Source organism: Dellaglioa sp. BT-FLS60, assembly GCF_054941065.1.
This window is the reverse complement of sequence record NZ_JBSOLI010000035.1, coordinates 139,976-155,915: the sequence shown is the minus strand read 5'-3', so window position 1 is coordinate 155,915 and position 15,940 is coordinate 139,976. Positions and strand designations below refer to the sequence as shown.

General features: G+C 36.1%; 17 protein-coding genes. 2 read left to right on the top strand and 15 right to left on the bottom strand.

Going from position 1 to position 15,940, the window contains the following annotated elements; all coding sequences use genetic code 11:
• Positions 1-34: 34 nt before the first annotated feature.
• From ACVQ8P_RS07215 to ACVQ8P_RS07200, 4 genes are all read right to left on the bottom strand, one after another.
• The gene (locus ACVQ8P_RS07215; protein WP_462298538.1) at positions 35-1,198 is read right to left on the bottom strand and encodes a sensor histidine kinase; all 1,164 of its coding nucleotides are present in this window, start codon (positions 1,196-1,198) and stop codon (positions 35-37) included.
• A gap of 13 nt (positions 1,199-1,211) precedes the next feature.
• Positions 1,212-1,898, bottom strand: a complete 687-nt coding sequence (locus ACVQ8P_RS07210) for a response regulator transcription factor (RefSeq protein WP_462298537.1) — start codon at positions 1,896-1,898, stop codon at positions 1,212-1,214.
• Between the two features lie 144 nt (positions 1,899-2,042).
• Positions 2,043-2,246 carry a hypothetical protein gene (locus tag ACVQ8P_RS07205; protein ID WP_462298536.1) on the bottom strand — a complete coding sequence of 68 codons (204 nt, stop codon included), beginning with the start codon at positions 2,244-2,246 and terminating at the stop codon, positions 2,043-2,045.
• Positions 2,247-2,263: 17 nt separating this feature from the next.
• On the bottom strand, positions 2,264-3,343 hold the full coding sequence (locus ACVQ8P_RS07200; RefSeq protein ID WP_462298535.1) for a lactate oxidase: 1,080 nt from the start codon (positions 3,341-3,343) through the stop codon (positions 2,264-2,266).
• A gap of 276 nt (positions 3,344-3,619) precedes the next feature.
• Between ACVQ8P_RS07200 and ACVQ8P_RS07195 the strand changes: the two genes are divergently transcribed.
• The gene (locus tag ACVQ8P_RS07195; protein ID WP_462298534.1) at positions 3,620-4,375 is read left to right on the top strand and encodes a hypothetical protein; all 756 of its coding nucleotides are present in this window, start codon (positions 3,620-3,622) and stop codon (positions 4,373-4,375) included.
• An 83-nt stretch (positions 4,376-4,458) separates the two neighbouring features.
• Here ACVQ8P_RS07195 and ACVQ8P_RS07190 read toward each other — a convergent pair whose 3' ends face one another.
• From ACVQ8P_RS07190 to lepB, 11 genes are all read right to left on the bottom strand, one after another.
• Positions 4,459-5,214, bottom strand: a complete 756-nt coding sequence (locus ACVQ8P_RS07190; RefSeq protein WP_462298533.1) for an SDR family oxidoreductase — start codon at positions 5,212-5,214, stop codon at positions 4,459-4,461.
• A 190-nt stretch (positions 5,215-5,404) separates the two neighbouring features.
• The gene (gene guaB, locus ACVQ8P_RS07185; protein ID WP_462298532.1) at positions 5,405-6,892 is read right to left on the bottom strand and encodes an IMP dehydrogenase; all 1,488 of its coding nucleotides are present in this window, start codon (positions 6,890-6,892) and stop codon (positions 5,405-5,407) included.
• Between the two features lie 156 nt (positions 6,893-7,048).
• Positions 7,049-7,804, bottom strand: a complete 756-nt coding sequence (locus tag ACVQ8P_RS07180) for a DUF1129 family protein (protein WP_462298531.1) — start codon at positions 7,802-7,804, stop codon at positions 7,049-7,051.
• Positions 7,805-7,833: 29 nt separating this feature from the next.
• On the bottom strand, positions 7,834-8,934 hold the full coding sequence (gene ychF / locus ACVQ8P_RS07175; RefSeq protein WP_462298530.1) for a redox-regulated ATPase YchF: 1,101 nt from the start codon (positions 8,932-8,934) through the stop codon (positions 7,834-7,836).
• Positions 8,935-8,956: 22 nt separating this feature from the next.
• Positions 8,957-9,157 carry a DUF951 domain-containing protein gene (locus tag ACVQ8P_RS07170; protein ID WP_462298529.1) on the bottom strand — a complete coding sequence of 67 codons (201 nt, stop codon included), beginning with the start codon at positions 9,155-9,157 and terminating at the stop codon, positions 8,957-8,959.
• Between the two features lie 14 nt (positions 9,158-9,171).
• Complete coding sequence (locus ACVQ8P_RS07165; RefSeq protein ID WP_462298528.1) at positions 9,172-10,053, bottom strand: ParB/RepB/Spo0J family partition protein; 882 nt, start codon at positions 10,051-10,053, stop codon at positions 9,172-9,174.
• Positions 10,043-10,810: a ParA family protein gene (locus ACVQ8P_RS07160; RefSeq protein WP_462298527.1), complete on the bottom strand. Its 768-nt coding sequence runs from the start codon at positions 10,808-10,810 to the stop codon at positions 10,043-10,045. Before ACVQ8P_RS07160 ends, ACVQ8P_RS07165 begins: the two co-directional genes overlap by 11 nt.
• A 6-nt stretch (positions 10,811-10,816) precedes the next feature.
• On the bottom strand, positions 10,817-11,659 hold the full coding sequence (gene noc, locus ACVQ8P_RS07155; RefSeq protein WP_462298526.1) for a nucleoid occlusion protein: 843 nt from the start codon (positions 11,657-11,659) through the stop codon (positions 10,817-10,819).
• A gap of 18 nt (positions 11,660-11,677) precedes the next feature.
• Positions 11,678-12,412 (bottom strand): 16S rRNA (guanine(527)-N(7))-methyltransferase RsmG, encoded by a 735-nt coding sequence (gene rsmG, locus ACVQ8P_RS07150; protein ID WP_462298525.1) that lies wholly within the window; start codon positions 12,410-12,412, stop codon positions 11,678-11,680.
• 99 nt (positions 12,413-12,511) lie between these two features.
• The gene (gene rihA / locus ACVQ8P_RS07145) at positions 12,512-13,462 is read right to left on the bottom strand and encodes a pyrimidine-specific ribonucleoside hydrolase RihA (RefSeq protein ID WP_462298524.1); all 951 of its coding nucleotides are present in this window, start codon (positions 13,460-13,462) and stop codon (positions 12,512-12,514) included.
• 53 nt (positions 13,463-13,515) lie between these two features.
• Complete coding sequence (gene lepB, locus ACVQ8P_RS07140; RefSeq protein ID WP_462298523.1) at positions 13,516-14,118, bottom strand: signal peptidase I; 603 nt, start codon at positions 14,116-14,118, stop codon at positions 13,516-13,518.
• Positions 14,119-14,595: 477 nt separating this feature from the next.
• Here lepB and ACVQ8P_RS07135 point away from each other — a divergent pair, with 477 nt between their 5' ends.
• Positions 14,596-15,795: a C40 family peptidase gene (locus ACVQ8P_RS07135; protein WP_462298522.1), complete on the top strand. Its 1,200-nt coding sequence runs from the start codon at positions 14,596-14,598 to the stop codon at positions 15,793-15,795.
• Positions 15,796-15,940 lie beyond the last annotated feature (145 nt).

Sequence of the window (15,940 nt, the reverse complement as noted above, 5' to 3'; positions counted from 1 at the left end):
CTTCTCTTAGTCCTTTAAGAATACCTAATAATACCTATTCTTGCAACTGTTCTTCTTGCTTTCTAATCAGCTTTTTGTCCTTATTAAGTGGTAAATGAATCACAAAACTAGTCAGATCATCATTTGAAATAACATAAATATACCCGCCATGAAGTGTCACAATACTTTGAGCAATAGCGAGTCCTAAGCCCGTACCTCCTGTTTTTTGGGAACGCGATTCTTCTACTCGATAAAAGCGATCAAACAACTGGTTAAGTGATTGTTCAGGAATTTTTGGGCCATCATTGGACACTTTTACGATAACTTCCTGACCAATTTTTTCCGCATCTAAATAAATATGTTTCCCACCAGAACCATATTTTAAGGCATTAGAAATTAAATTATTGAACACACGACCTAATTTGTCAGTATCAGCTTCCATCATTAATGGATTAGGGGTCGTGTCGCTAGTAATAACCATCCCTTTATTTTTGGCTTCAAACTCAAAACTAGCCGCTAACTGCGCTAACATTTGATTCATATCGAAGTCAATCGCATTAATCGGCGTCGATGTTTGACGGACTTTTGTATATTCAAATAGATCTTCCACCAAAACTTTCATTTGTTTTGATTTTACAAATGCCGTATGTGTGTAAGATAGCAAATCCTCTTGTGAATTATATTGATTATCTTCTATTAAACCTAAGTAACCAATAATTGACGTTAATGGGGTTCGAATATCGTGACTAACATTAGTAATCAGCTCATCTTTCGAATTCTCAATTCGACGTTCCTCTTCCATCGATTCAATCGTACTTTGAACCAACGCATTAATACTTGAGACCACCCGTGCCATATCCCCTTGTAATTTAAATGAAATTTGATGATCATAATGACCATCCGCAATATAATGTAATTCTGAAATAACATGTCGTAACTGCATTTGTCGATAACGTCGAATTAATCGCCAATAAAGAACAACAACATCCACAATAACCATGAACGCAATAAAAACGTTGCCCCAACTCCAGATATTGAAATCATTGGGTCCAAATGTTAATGCTGTCTTTATTTGGAATATCCCATTTCTAAGTCCTGGATTAGAAGCAATCGTTTGATTTAATAAGATAAAAATTGATAAATTCAGTAAAACTAATAAAATAATCGTGATGAATCCTTCACCGATTAATTCACTTTTTTCTCTACCGGTTAATTTCAAAGATATCCCCTCACTAATGCATTTCTATCTTGTACCCAACGCCCCAAACGGTTTTGATAATATCATCACCATTTGTCGCTGCTTCTATTTTATCACGCAAATGACTAACATGAACCATGACTGTTTTTGCTGAAATAATTGATTCTTGTTGCCATACTTGCTCAAAAATATCATCAGCAGAATAAACATGATTTGGATGTGAGGCTAATAAATATAAAATTCCGAATTCTAAGGCAGTTAATTGGATATCATTCCCCTCAACCGTTTGAACTTCATGAGAATCTTTTTTTATGATTAATGGTCCAATTTCAAGTGCAACATCAGGGACTGGATTTGAATTCTGGCTACGACGGAGCAATGATTTTACACGAGCCATAATTTCTAGTGGATTAAATGGCTTAACAACGTAATCATCAGCCCCCGTAATCAATCCCCGAATCTTATCCATATCTTCTGTTTTGGCAGAAACCATCAGAATTGGTATCTCAGAAGTTTTACGAACTTCTTTAATAACATCCATTCCGTTCATTTTAGGCATCATCACGTCTAGAATCATTACGCCTATTTCTGGCATTTCTTGTAATTTTTCAATCGCTTCAAGACCATTTTGAGCAGTGACAGCTTCATAACCTTCATTTTTTAAATAAATAGAGATTAGATCAACAATTTCTTTTTCATCATCTACAACTAAAATTTTCATTGGATGTCTCCTGACTTTTCTTAATTATAATTACATTGTATCAAATATCCCCCACGATAACTTTAAAGAATTGCTTAAGACTACTATTTGTAGCAACAAAAAAAGCTTCCATTATAAAAATGAAAGCTCTCTTCTTTAAAGAAATTAACCACGTGCTAATAAGTAGTTGAACAAACCACCCATTGTTTTGTCTGATAATTCAATTTCTTTACCAGCTTCAGTTACTTTAGTAATTACATAATAATCTTCAAATTCGGGTACCTCTAATTGCATCATCGCAACGAAAGCGGCAGCCGTTTTGTAAGTTGCTTGTAAATCTTCCCCATGAACATAATCAATGACTAACATTATTTATCCCCTTTTCTTTAGACTAATTCTGTCTTTTTAATAGCATCAACCGTTTTTGTTCCGGCTAATTGCATGTCAATTGTTAATTCTTTAGCTAAATGTTCAAAGACTGATTGAACCCCTTGGGCACCACCCAAATGAAGACCATAAACCATTGGGCGACCAATTGCTACGACATCTGCGCCACTAGCAAGTGCTTTGAAAATATGTGAGCCACGACGAATTCCACTATCAAAGACGATTGGTACACGTTTGTTAACTTTTTTAGCGATTGATTCAAGAACATCAAATGCTGCTGGTCCACCATCTAATTGACGACCACCATGATTAGAAACCCAGATACCTTTGGCACCGGCTTCAATAATAGCATCAACATCTAATGGTGATTGAACCCCTTTTACAAAGACAGGTAAGTCGGTGTAATCAGAGATTGTTTTGATATCAGCTAAACTTAACGTTTGTTTAGCGTTCGCATAAATTGCAGCAATTCCTTGTCCTTCACCTTCACCATATTCAGCTAGGTTAGCCATAGGAATAGGGAATGTGAAATTATTAATACTATCAGCTTCACGATTACCACCCAATGTTGAATCAGCTGTTAAAATGATTGCTTTCATCCCAACTTTTTTAGCTTGATCTAATAAGAAACGGTTAAATTTTTCATCTTTACTCATATATAGTTGGAAGAATTGAGGACCACCCGTTCCACCAGCGCAAGTTTCTGCAATTGTTTTGTTAGAATATGTGCTGAGTGACATAATTGAGCCAACTGCAGCTAACCCTTTAGCAGTATCAATTTCACCCTGTTCATGAGCCAATCCTTGTGCTGCGATTGGTGCTGCAATCATTGGTATTTTTAAATCAATACCCATAAATGTCGTTGATAAATCTGGATTATCAATATTTTGCAATACACGGGGTGCGATGTGTTTATGATCGAATGCAACTGTATTTTCACGTAACGTCCATTCATCTTCAGCTCCACCAGCGATATATCCAAAAGCACCTTTTTCCATGCCCTCTTCTACTAATTTTTCTAATGATTGTACATTTGTAATTTCAATTGAATGCTCTTCTTGACTTGCTTGATATGCCATAATATTTTATCCCCTTTATTTAATAACCAAAGTATAGCTTCTTATTATAAATATATCCAGAAATAACACTTATTTCTAGATAAAATAATTAACACACCTAATTGCCTTATTTTAAAGGAATCGGCACTATTTCATCTGTTGGAAATAGCCCGATACGATTACCACTCACACTGTTTATCCAACTGTCATCCATTACTAAAATGCCAGTTGCAATTCTTTCCGCCAAATGTTATAAAGTTATTATTCTATAAGAATAATTATATGGAGGAGATTAAGGTGTTAGTTAAGAAATTAGGGTTATTCATTATGTTATGTTCTTCACTTTTGGTTACTGTTGGATGTGGGAACCAAGCACCAAAAAGTCAGCACGAAAGTTCCAAAAGTACTCAAAAAACCAGCTCTGAAAGTGCTCAAAAAGCCAGTTCCGAAAGTGCTCAAAAAGCCAGTTCCGAAAGCGCTCAAAAAGCCAGTTCCGAAAGTGCTCAAAAAGCCAGTTCCGAAAGTGCTCAAAAAGCTAGTTCTGAAAGTGCTCAAAAAGCTAGTTCCGAAAGCACCAAAAAGGCGACTAACCTCATCGATTCATCATTAATAGGAACTTGGTATGGCTATAACTCATACAAATCTAAAATTGATACTATTAAAATTACTGGTAATAAAATCACCACAAATGGCGACATTACTGAATTACATCCTACCAGTGAACGAACTGCTGCTGACAAAGCACTCTTGGCAGGTTCTAGTACAGCTGGAAATAGTAAAGCGGACACCTATAGAATGCATCACTGGGGCTCATTTATATCAATGCGAGATTCTGATGGTCGAAAATGGCTTGACGTCAGAGGCTGGTATCAATCCGCGGGTGATGGTACTTACTACGGCGTTAAAACAAGACTTATTAATGGGCACAATACCCCAGTATTAACATTAGCAGGTGGTGCTGGCGTCTGGGCGAGTCAACATTTTTATCCAACTATGGCAGACGCTAAAAAAATGACCGATACTAAATTTAACGACGAACATACACAAGATTAAACGATTCAATAAAAAAACAGGTTCGATTTCGGTATAGAAATCGAACCTGTTTTTATCTGTCCTTTATTAATTAATAACCTAGCTTAAACTTTCTGAGCCGTTGGTCGCACAATAATATCAGAAATAGTCACATGTTTAGGTTGATCAACAATGTATGCCACTGCATTTGCAATATCTTCTGCATCAAGGACATTCATTCGTAGTTCTTCAGGGCTTGTCCCTGCGAACATCTTTTCCATTTCTTTTTGCATTTCAGGATTATCCAAGGTTGCACTCAATTCAGTGCCAACTGCACCAGGTGACACAATTGATGAACGAATGCCATGCAATCTTTCTTCTTGTCTTAACCCTTCCATGATGGCTCTAACCGCAAATTTAGTGCCATTGTAAACGGCTGATTCTGGGTAAACGACATGTCCTGCAACTGAATCAGTGGCAATAATTAACCCATCATTTTGTTTTTGCATAATAGGTAAAACGGCACCAATCCCATGTAATACACCCATCACGTTAATTTGTAATTCTTTTTCCCAGTTTTCAAACTTAGCCTCAGAAAGTTTTTCTCGTGGCATAATACCCGCATTATTATATAAAACATCAATTCGGCCATATTTAGCTATCGCAAAATCAATTAATGCTTGAACACTTTTTTTATCAGCGACATCTGTGACTTGATAGCTTGCTTGATCCCCAATTTCTTGAGCTAATTCTTTTAATCGATTTTCTCTACGTGCACCTAAAATAACTTTAGCGCCTTTACCAGCTAATTTTTTAGCTGTTGCTGCACCGATTCCTGAAGAAGCTCCTATAATAACGATAATTTTATTTTCAATAGCCATTTATAATTTCCCCTTTATTTTGAATTATAATTAATACTTATATGATATATTATAATTCAAAATCAGATCTATGTATAATACCTATATAACATGCTCATCTATTCATAGATCACATAGGAAAATAATCTTTCCAAATAAAAAGCAGGTCAAATATCTTTAATTAAAAAGAAATCCGACCTGCTTTTAATCTTTATTTAACTGAGTAATTAGGTGCTTCTTTAGTAATTTGAACATCATGAGGATGCGATTCAATTAAACCAGCACCTGAGATTTGAACAAATTGTGCATCATCTTGTAATACCTTCAATGTACCAGCGCCAACGTAGCCCATACCTGAGTGCAAGCCACCAACCATTTGGAAAATGATATCAGCTAAACTACCTTTGTATGCCACGCGGCCTTCGATACCTTCTGGTACTAATTTATTAGCTTCATTAACGCCACTTTGGAAGTAACGATCAGAAGAACCATTTGATTGTTCCATGGCTGCTAAACTACCCATACCACGGTAAACCTTGAAACGACGACCTTCATAAATTTCGAATTCGCCAGGTGCTTCATCAGTTCCGGCTAACATGCTACCTAACATAACAGCATTTCCACCAGCAGCAAGCGCCTTAACAATATCACCAGAGTACTTAATACCACCATCAGCAATAATTGTCTTGCCATATTCACGAGCAACCGCAGCGGCGTCGTAGATAGCCGTTAATTGAGGTACACCGACACCAGCAACAATCCGTGTTGTACAGATTGAACCAGGACCAATCCCAACTTTAACAACATCAACACCAGCATCGTATAAAGCACGAGTTGCTTCACCAGTTGCCACATTTCCAGCAATTAAAGTTGCTTTTGGAAATTTTGCTCTAATTTCAGTAATTTTACGAATAACACCAGCTGAATGACCATGTGCTGTATCGATAACTAAAGCATCAACACCAGCATCCAGTAAAGCTGTCGCACGTTCGAATGTATCACTTGTCACACCAACAGCGGCGGCAACAAGTAAACGACCATGTTCATCCTTAGCAGCATGAGGAAATTCAACAACTTTTTCAATATCTTTAATTGTGATTAACCCAGTCAAACGACCAGCATGATCAACAATAGGTAATTTTTCAATTTTATTTGTTTGGAGAATCTTTTCTGCTTCTTTAAGAGATGTTCCTTCTGCAGCAGTCACCAAACCTTTTTTAGTCATCACACTGTCAATTAAAACTGACATGTCAGAAACAAAACGTAAATCACGATTAGTAATAATACCAATCAATAAACGATTTTCTAAAGTTTCAACAATTGGCACACCACTAATGCGGTAACGTTTCATCAATTGTTCAGCATCCGCAACAGAATGTTGGGGTGTTAGATAAAAAGGATCAATAATAACGCCACTTTCAGAACGTTTTACTTTTCTAACTTCTTCAGCTTGTTGTTCGATGCTCATATTCTTGTGAATAACACCTAATCCACCTTGGCGAGCCATAGCAATCGCCATCTTAGAATCCGTGACAGTATCCATACTAGCACTTAAAATTGGGACGTTTAATTTGATATTCTTAGCTAATTGTACGCTGATATCAACCTCGTTCGGTAACACATGACTTTCTGCAGGTACTAACAATACGTCATCAAAAGTAAAGCCTTTTTTTACGAACTTCGTTTCCCAATTTGACATCTTAAAACCAACTTTCTAATTTTATTTTGTTTACTAACATAACAGATAAACTTAACATTGGTCAAGGCTATTGTTCGATTCTTATTAACTTATAATTGTTCGTGATTCTAGCAAAAAAGAGTCCAAACCTGAACTCTTTTACTAAATTCGAACAACTTAAAACATTGTTCGATTGATATTAAAACGACGTTTAACGTAAATTCTGATTGCAAATGAGATAGCTGCAATTACAGCGTAAACAACCGCTGGTAATGCTGCATTAAGTGGTCCTGGAATCAATGCTGCTAACATGTAAGCAAGAATCCAGATAGCAATAAAGGCTATCATGACTAATAATGTAATCCAGAAAGCTGGTTTGTCTTCCTTTTTGACATTTGGACCATATTTTTTATAAAAGAGTGCTGCACCAATACCACCCAAGATTGAAGTGACAACTAATGTTAATACACCACCACCGGAAGCACCGGCCTGCAACTTCGTTTTCTGCATGAACCCTGTCACAGCGTACATAGCAGCAAAGATGGCTAACATCATTAAGCCATTATCTAGCGCTGTTAACCAGAAGCTACCTGTTGGTTCAGTAGCTTTTTTCTGAGGTCCCATGATGATGTCAGCAGCTTTAGCACTAACAGGCCCATATAATTTCGTTGCAGTAACACCCTTACGTTGTTCTGTCCGTAATTCTGCGACAATCTCACTAACAACAGTGTCTCGTTTTTCATCACTAATTTCCGAGTCTGTCAAAATACCATTCAAACGGTAAACATAATCTTCATTACGTTTTGTTAATCCCGCAAAAGGACCTTCAGATTGTAATTTAGTATCCTTTTCTAAATGTTCTTTTTGTTTTGCTGCAGCTGTGGCATTTCTGTCTTCAACTGATGTTTCTTCGACTTTATTTTCATCTGCCATGATTAACAACTCCTACTGACTTATTTTATTTAGACGTTAAATCTGAACTCAATAATATCGCCATCTTGCACGACATATTCCTTACCTTCGGAACGTAAACGCCCAGCTTCACGAACAGCTGCAACACTTCCATTTTTATCCAAATCATCAAATGACATTGTTTCAGCACGAATAAAACCACGTTCAAAATCTGAATGAATAATTCCGGCAACTTGAGGTGCCTTCATCCCTTGTTTAAAGGTCCATGCACGCGTTTCAGCACCACCCGCAGTGAAGAATGTAGCCAAGCCTAATAATTTGTAAGAGGCTCTAATTAAACGATCAAGTCCTGATTCTTCAACCCCAGCAGCTTCAAGGAAATCAAGCTTATCTGCATCATCTAATTCAGCAATTTCTTCTTCAGTTTTAGCAGAAACAGCTAAGCATTCTGACCCTTCTTCTTTTGCGAAAGCCTCAATTAATTTCACATACTTGTTAGCACTTGGATCAGCCATATCATCTTCAGCGATATTAGCGACATAAAGAACAGGTTTATTGGTTAATAGGAACATTCCTTTAACATATTTCTCTTCTTCTTCATCAAATTCAATTGAGCGAACAGCATGTCCAGCTTCAAGAACAGGTTTGATTTTTTGCAAGATGCTAAACTCAGCCAATGCATCTTTGTCTTTTGTTCTAGCGACTTTTTCAACTTTAGCATAGCGTTTTGTGACACTATCTAAATCTGCAAAAACAAGTTCCAAGTTAATTGTTTCAATATCATCCATTGGATCAACTTTATCAGAAACGTGGGTAATATTATCATCATCAAATGCACGAACAACATGCACAATTGCGTCAACTTGACGAATATTTTCTAAGAATTTATTCCCAAGACCTTCACCTTTACTTGCGCCTTTAACAATCCCGGCGATATCCGTAAATTCAAAAGTTGTATGAATAATTTTCTTAGCTGGAACGACTTCATCAATACGTGTCAATCGTTTATCTGGAACTTCAACCATCCCAACATTAGGATCAATTGTCGCGAATGGGTAGTTCGCCATTTCTGCGCCTGCTTTTGTAATTGCGTTAAATAAAGTTGATTTACCTACATTTGGTAATCCTACGATTCCTGCCGTTAATGCCATAATTAGACGTCACTCTTTTCATTTATTTTGTATTATCTTCTGGTGTTGCTTTTTCTAACAATTTTTTCATCTTTTTTTCAAATTCCCGTCTAGGTAATAGAATAAGATGTCCGCAGCCTAAGCATTTAATGCGAATATCCATCCCCATCCGAACAATTTCCCAGCGATTAGTCCCACAGGGATGTGGTTTTTTCATTTCAACAATATCATGTAAATCATACATAACTGACTAACCTCCTAATCTAATGAAATATCAAGTAAGTCTAAAATACGATTCAAATCATCCGTTGATAAATAATCAATTTCAATTTTACCTTTATGATTCTTTTTACTTTGTTGAATCGAAACCTGCGTTCCAAATTTTTCTTTCAACAAATTTTCACTTTGTTGAACATAAATTGATTTTTCAACTTCGTTCACTTTTTTAGTGTTCTTTTTACTTTCACCATTCATTTGGGCAATCACTTTTTCTAACTCACGAACCGTTAAGTTTTCCTTAACAGTTCTTTTAGCTAATGCCCCAATTTTTTGTTTATCCTTCAATGACAACAACGTTCGCGCTTGCCCCATTGATAATTGATCCGCTTGAATTAATTCCTTAACTGCATTTGGTAAGCCTAATAAACGCAAGTAATTAGCGATGTATGGGCGACTCTTACCTAACCGTTCTGAAACTTGCGATTGTGTTAGATTTAATTTTTCCATCAATGTATTGTAAGCTTCTGCCTCTTCTAAAGGAGACAACTCTTCACGTTGTAAATTTTCCAAAATGGCAACTTCCATCATTGATTCTTCTGTCATCGTTCTAACAATTGCGGGAACGTCAGTCAAGCCAGCTAATTTAGATGCACGGAAACGACGTTCACCAGCAATAATTTCATAGCCTTTAATGACTGATTCTCTTACAATAATAGGTTGAAAAACACCTGATTTTTTAATAGAAGCAGCTAATTCTTTCAATGCATTTTCATCAAAAGTTTTACGCGGTTGGTACGGATTAGGACGGATTTCATCTAGATTCAGACGAACAACAGATTCTTTTGTGTCATCATATTGATCAAGCTCATCTTGAAATAATGCGTTAATCCCTTTTCCAAGGCCTTTTTTATTATTTGCCATGCGCTTTTAACACTTCCTTTGCCAATTCCATATAGACCTGAGCGCCTTTCGACTTAGGATCGTAATCAATAATTGCCATCCCATGACTAGGTGCTTCGGACAACCGGACATTTCGCGGAATAATTGTTTCATATACTTTTTCTGCAAAATATTTTTGAACTTCAGAAACAACTTCTGCGCCTAAATTCGTGCGTGCGTCATACATTGTCATCAAGACCCCTTCAATGGCTAAATCTGGATTAAAATGTTTTTGCACCAAACGAATCGTGTTAAGCAATTGGCTCAATCCTTCCAAAGCATAATACTCACTTTGAACTGGAATTAAAATTGATTTACTAGCCGTAAAAGCATTAATTGTAATCAAGCCAAGTGATGGTGGACAATCAATCAAAATGTAATCATATTGATCTTCAATTGTTTTAATGGCATCTAATAAACGTGTTTCACGAGCCATTTGTGGTGTTAATTCGATTTCAGCCCCAGCTAATTGAATCGTTGCCGGTACAATATCTAAGCCTTTATGACTTGTAGCTAGGATGGTCTCTTTGATTGGATATTCATTGACTAAAACATCATAAATATCTTTTTTAATTGTTGATTTTTCAATACCAACACCACTCGTTGAATTACCTTGCGCATCTGTATCTATTAATAAGACACGTTGACCTAATTCAGCCAAACAAGCACCCAAGTTCACGCTTGTCGTTGTTTTACCAACGCCGCCTTTTTGATTTGCTAATGAAATAACAATTCCCATGTTTGATTAACCCTCCTTTTTTGATTCAACTACATCAATAATGATACGGTATCCTGAATCAGTTTTTTCTTGTTTTGATTTAATTGTCACACCATTATCTTCTATAATCTTAACGGCTTGCTTCAATGTATTAACCACCAATCGTTTATCAGGATTACCCTTTTTCACGATTTTTTCTTTAGCTTTTTTTGCTTCCGGTTTGATTTTATCGTTGGCAATCAACTTTTCAGTTTCTTTAACCGTTAATTTTTCTTTTAAAATACGTTTTAATAATTTTTTTTGAACGTTCGCTGTTAAATTAACCATTGCCCGTCCATGACGCTCCGAAATTTGTTGCGACATAATTGCTGTTTGTACTTCATGCTCTAACTTCAACAAACGTAATTTATTTGCGACAAATGCCTGACTTTTACCCATATCTTCAGCTAATTTTGACTGTGATAGCTGATTCAAGTCCATTAATTTACTGTATGCCTCAGCTTCTTCGATTGCCGTTAATTCTTCTCGCTGTAAATTTTCAATGAGTGCCATTGATGCCGCTTGGTCGTCATCCATCTTCTGAATAATCGCGGGAATTTCTTTCCAACCTAACGAAGATACTGCTCGAAAACGACGTTCACCAGCAATAATTTCATATTTTCCAGTTTTATATTCTCGTAAAATGATAGGCTGTAACAACCCATGTTCCTTGATAGTTTGTGCTAATTCATCAATTTTTTGATCATCAAAAACACGGCGAGGTTGAAACCGATTAGGCACGATTTTCGTAACAGAAATGTCACTAACTTTTGTTTGATTCGTTTCATCTTCTTGCTGATTTTTACGATTTCCTAAAAATGAAAATGCCATTTTCTGACGACCTCCTGACTATCTTTTAGCTACAAGCGGTGTCCGTCCAGGGACGCCCGCTTTTCTAGGGTATTTCTTAGGACTTAATTTCACTTTATCGACCACTAATAAATGACGTTCATCATCAGAGATTGGTAAATTAAACTCATGATTAGCTACAACTTGTCCGCCTAAAAGATTAATAGCGTACTCAGCATCCGTTAATTCTTCATCCATTTTTTGAGCTTTTAAGGCAATAAATTGTCCATTTAATTTGACTAAAGGTAAACATAATTCAGATAGCACACTCAATCTGGCAACTGCACGAGCTGTCACAATATCATATTGTTCTCTATATAAACTCTTTTTACCCGCAAATTCTTCAGCGCGATTATGAAAAAAAGCAACCCCTGTAATATCTAATTTGTCCGCCAATTCATTTAAAAAGTTGATGCGCTTGTTCAACGAATCAACAATAGTCACCGTTAATTGCGGGAAAGCAATCTTCAGTGGAATTGAAGGGAAGCCGGCACCTGCGCCGACGTCACAAATAGATAAGGGCTCGCTTTGTAATTCTTTTGAATAGAAAGCAGGCGTTAAAGAATCATAGAAATGCTTCAAATAAACGTCTGATTTTTCTGTAATAGCTGTTAAATTAAGGTTTTCATTTGTCATTACTAAAAATTCATAGTAAGTTTCAAATTGTGCCATTTGTCTGTCTGTTAATTTAATGTCTTTTTTGGCTAATGCTTGACGAAATTCTTCTGGATTCATATGACTGGCCCTCCGTTATTTGTGAAACAAAACGATGTTTCACGTCCTGCTTAACTTTAACGTATTTAGTCCAGAAATACAAGCCACCTATAAGATTCTCTAACCTACTAATTCATCAAATTTTTTAAGTTTTGAAATTAATAGTTCAACAAATTTTGCACGGTCAATTGATAATAAGACTTCTGTATTTTTTTCTAGGCCTAATAAATCAAATTTATCAACAATCGTTTCGCCTCGAGTGAGATCACCGTTAACTTCAACATCAACGTGATAGTGGCCACTTGTAAATAGTTCTGGATGTAACATCCAAGCGATTGTGCAGGGATCATGTAAAGGAATCCCTTGGAATCCCCATTTTTCTTGACCATAGTAGATACCGTAAAATTTCAATAATCCATAAGCAGACTGTGCTACTTTATTATTAATTTTACCGATTTCTTCAATTTCTGAATCCAAGATTTGTGCTTGATGTGTTAAATTCAATCCAGCCATAACCATCGGAATAGAATCATTTAAAACCATTTTTGCTGATTCTGGATCCACGGCAATATTGAATTCTGAACCCGGTTTAACATTTCCAACGTCAGTTGAACCACCCATGAAGACAATTTTTTCAATTTTACTTTTCAACTCAGGGTAAACAGCTAAAAATAAAGCCATATTTGTCATCGGACCTGTCACAACCATTGTGATTTTTTCAGCACTTTTAGATACTATTTCAGCAATTAATTCAATGGCTGTTAAGTTAGTTGCAGGAATCTCAGATTTAGGTAATTCTGTCCCATCAACCCCTGTATCACCATGTACAGCATCAGCAATCATTAATTCTTGAAGTAAAGGTTTTTTATTTCCACTAGCAACGGGCACATCAGTCCGTTCCATCAATGTGAGTAATCGACAAGCATTATCAAATGTTTTATCAGGTGTTTGGTTACCCGCAGATGTTGTTACTGCACGTAAATCAAATTCTGGTGAAGCGACAATCATCATTAATGCTAATGCGTCATCATGGCCTGGATCACAATCTAAAATAATTGGTGTTTTTGTCATAATAAAATCTCCTCTTCTAACTTAACTTATTTTTTTCTGCATTTTTAATGCAATTAATAAATATATTTATGATCCGCTTTATTAAAATTCCAGAATGGTACTTTTACAACACCTTGAATTTTTGATTCATCAACAAATCCCCAGTAACGACTATCGTTAGAAACCGAACGATGATCCCCTAAAACAAAGTACTTACCTGCAGGCACTTTAGTAGCAGTTCCGTCTCTAGTCCATTTATTATCCATGGCCAAAGAACTAAATGTCCAATTTTTGGCATCTAACCCTTGAACCCTTGTTCCAACTGTCTTTTGATCCGTTGAAATGTAAGGCTCTGAAATTTTCTTTCCATTAACGTACACATGGTCATTTTTAAATACCACTGTATCACCAGGCATCCCAATTACACGTTTAACGTATTCTTGACCGTCTGTTGCATTAGGATCCACACCATAAGCATCAAAAACTACCGTACTAAAACGTTTAACATCGATTACTTTAACAACAGCAACGTGTTCATTATTAACCAAGTTCGGTTGCATTGACGGCCCATCAACACGCACCATTGTGACAACAAATGTTTTTAAAAGCATTGCAATAATTAATCCGACTGCAACTGGTATGACCCAACTCATTATTTCTTTAACTATTTTTTTCATAAATCCACCTAATCATTATGTATTTTTATTCCCTTTATTTAATTAATTATACGCTAACCATTTAAGGACTTTCAATGTCTAATAATTCAAATGATATCAGACAATGAAATCCCTTTCTATTAAATTTAAAATTTCATTTGCAACTAAGTAAAACGACTGGTATAGTTTTATTTAGTTCTATTAGTAAGGAATCGTAAGCTTTGTGTAATGTTTTCGTAACATTTCACAAGACGCCACATTTAAAAAGTAGTGAGTAAATTGCTTTTAAATCAGCTTTATTCACGATTTCTAAAAAAGAAACAAGTCTTATCAAAAATACATAAAGTATCACGGACGTTGTTGTGTAGGTCTTAGTTAGTCTATGTTACAAAATTGTGATGAATTGTAATATTTTTTGTATTTGATTGCAACACGAACTAGTTATAATAAATAGTATTAAGTATAAATTAATAAAAAAAGAAAGTAGATGTGACTCACTTGAATAACACAGTTAAATCATTATTACTCGGTACAATCGGTACTGCCGGTCTCCTTCTTGCATCTAATGCAAACGCCAATGCAGCAACTGTTAAAGTTCAAACAAACGATACTGTATGGACTTTTGCTCAAAAGTACGGTGTTTCAATCAAAACAATCGAAACTTTAAACAACATTGATTCAGGATCTCATATCATTATACCTGGTCAATCATTGAATATTCCTGCAAAAGATAGCAACGCTAAAACAAGCACTGATACTTCTTCTGCTTCTGATACTACTAGTTCAGCAAGCAAAACATCTATTACTGTTAAAACTGGTGATTCATTATGGTCAATTGCGAAAGCAAATGGCATTTCAATCACAGCTCTTCGTTCAGCTAATGGATTTGCTGATAGCTCAGCACTTATCTTACCTGGTCAAAAATTAGCAGTTACTGGTTCAAAAACTGTTACTGCTACAGCACCTAAAGCAACACCAGCTAAAACTGTTAAGCCAGAAACAGCTAAAGCAACAGAATCTGCAGTTTCTACAGATGGCAAAACAGTGACAGTTAAGAGTGGCGATTCATTATGGTCAATTGCTCAAACTAACGGTGTTACTATCTCAGCATTGTGCGATGCTAACGGTTTAACTTCAAGTTCAATGATCAATCCTGGTCAAACTTTGAAATTAACAGGTTCAGTTGCTAAGGTTGCTACTACAACTCCTAAAGCAGCTCCTGCAAACAATACTGCTACTACAAGTTCAAATACAACTTCAAACAGCACTACTACTGCTGCAAGCGAACCAGCTTCTACTAGCACAAATACTGCTTCAAATACAACAACACAAACAGCAAGCTATTCAGCAAGTAAAGTTATCTCAATTGCTAAAGCATACATAGGTACTCCTTATGTTTGGGGCGGATCAACTCCTTCTGGTTTTGACTGCTCAGGTTTCACACAATATGTATTCGCTAAAGTTGGTATCAACTTAAACCGTAATACTATTGGACAAGAATCAAACGTTACTAAGAAATCAGTTTCTGCTGCTCAACCTGGAGATTTATTATTCTGGGGAGCACAAGGTTCTTCATACCATGTCGGTATTTACTTAGGTGGTGGCCAATACATCGCTGCTCCAGAACCTGGTCAAAATGTTAAAATCGGTGCATTAGCCTATTACCCTGCTTCATTTGCTGGTACCGTTAACAACTAATTATTAAATTCTATTGAAGCATTAACCTTTTCGGTTAATGCTTTTTTGTACCTGAAATGTATAAAATATTGGTTCTCCATCACCAGTTATTAAAGTCCTAACAATTTAACAGCCTCATAACAAAGAAACATGCCCATGTATGTGA

What these genes read in the sequence shown, in the direction of transcription:
- guaB (WP_462298532.1), bottom strand. Translation starts at nt 6,892, where the DNA reads ATGTCAAATTGGGAAACGAAGTTCGTAAAAAAAGGCTTTACTTTTGAT.
- rsmG (WP_462298525.1), bottom strand. Translation starts at nt 12,412, where the DNA reads ATGAATCCAGAAGAATTTCGTCAAGCATTAGCCAAAAAAGACATTAAA.
- ACVQ8P_RS07160 (WP_462298527.1), bottom strand. Translation starts at nt 10,810, where the DNA reads ATGGGAATTGTTATTTCATTAGCAAATCAAAAAGGCGGCGTTGGTAAA.
- lepB (WP_462298523.1), bottom strand. Translation starts at nt 14,118, where the DNA reads ATGAAAAAAATAGTTAAAGAAATAATGAGTTGGGTCATACCAGTTGCA.
- noc (WP_462298526.1), bottom strand. Translation starts at nt 11,659, where the DNA reads ATGGCATTTTCATTTTTAGGAAATCGTAAAAATCAGCAAGAAGATGAA.
- ychF (WP_462298530.1), bottom strand. Translation starts at nt 8,934, where the DNA reads ATGGCATTAACGGCAGGAATCGTAGGATTACCAAATGTAGGTAAATCA.
- ACVQ8P_RS07180 (WP_462298531.1), bottom strand. Translation starts at nt 7,804, where the DNA reads ATGGCAGATGAAAATAAAGTCGAAGAAACATCAGTTGAAGACAGAAAT.
- ACVQ8P_RS07200 (WP_462298535.1), bottom strand. Translation starts at nt 3,343, where the DNA reads ATGGCATATCAAGCAAGTCAAGAAGAGCATTCAATTGAAATTACAAAT.
- ACVQ8P_RS07190 (WP_462298533.1), bottom strand. Translation starts at nt 5,214, where the DNA reads ATGGCTATTGAAAATAAAATTATCGTTATTATAGGAGCTTCTTCAGGA.
- ACVQ8P_RS07205 (WP_462298536.1), bottom strand. Translation starts at nt 2,246, where the DNA reads ATGTTAGTCATTGATTATGTTCATGGGGAAGATTTACAAGCAACTTAC.
- ACVQ8P_RS07210 (WP_462298537.1), bottom strand. Translation starts at nt 1,898, where the DNA reads ATGAAAATTTTAGTTGTAGATGATGAAAAAGAAATTGTTGATCTAATC.
- rihA (WP_462298524.1), bottom strand. Translation starts at nt 13,462, where the DNA reads ATGACAAAAACACCAATTATTTTAGATTGTGATCCAGGCCATGATGAC.
- ACVQ8P_RS07165 (WP_462298528.1), bottom strand. Translation starts at nt 10,053, where the DNA reads ATGGCAAATAATAAAAAAGGCCTTGGAAAAGGGATTAACGCATTATTT.
- ACVQ8P_RS07170 (WP_462298529.1), bottom strand. Translation starts at nt 9,157, where the DNA reads ATGTATGATTTACATGATATTGTTGAAATGAAAAAACCACATCCCTGT.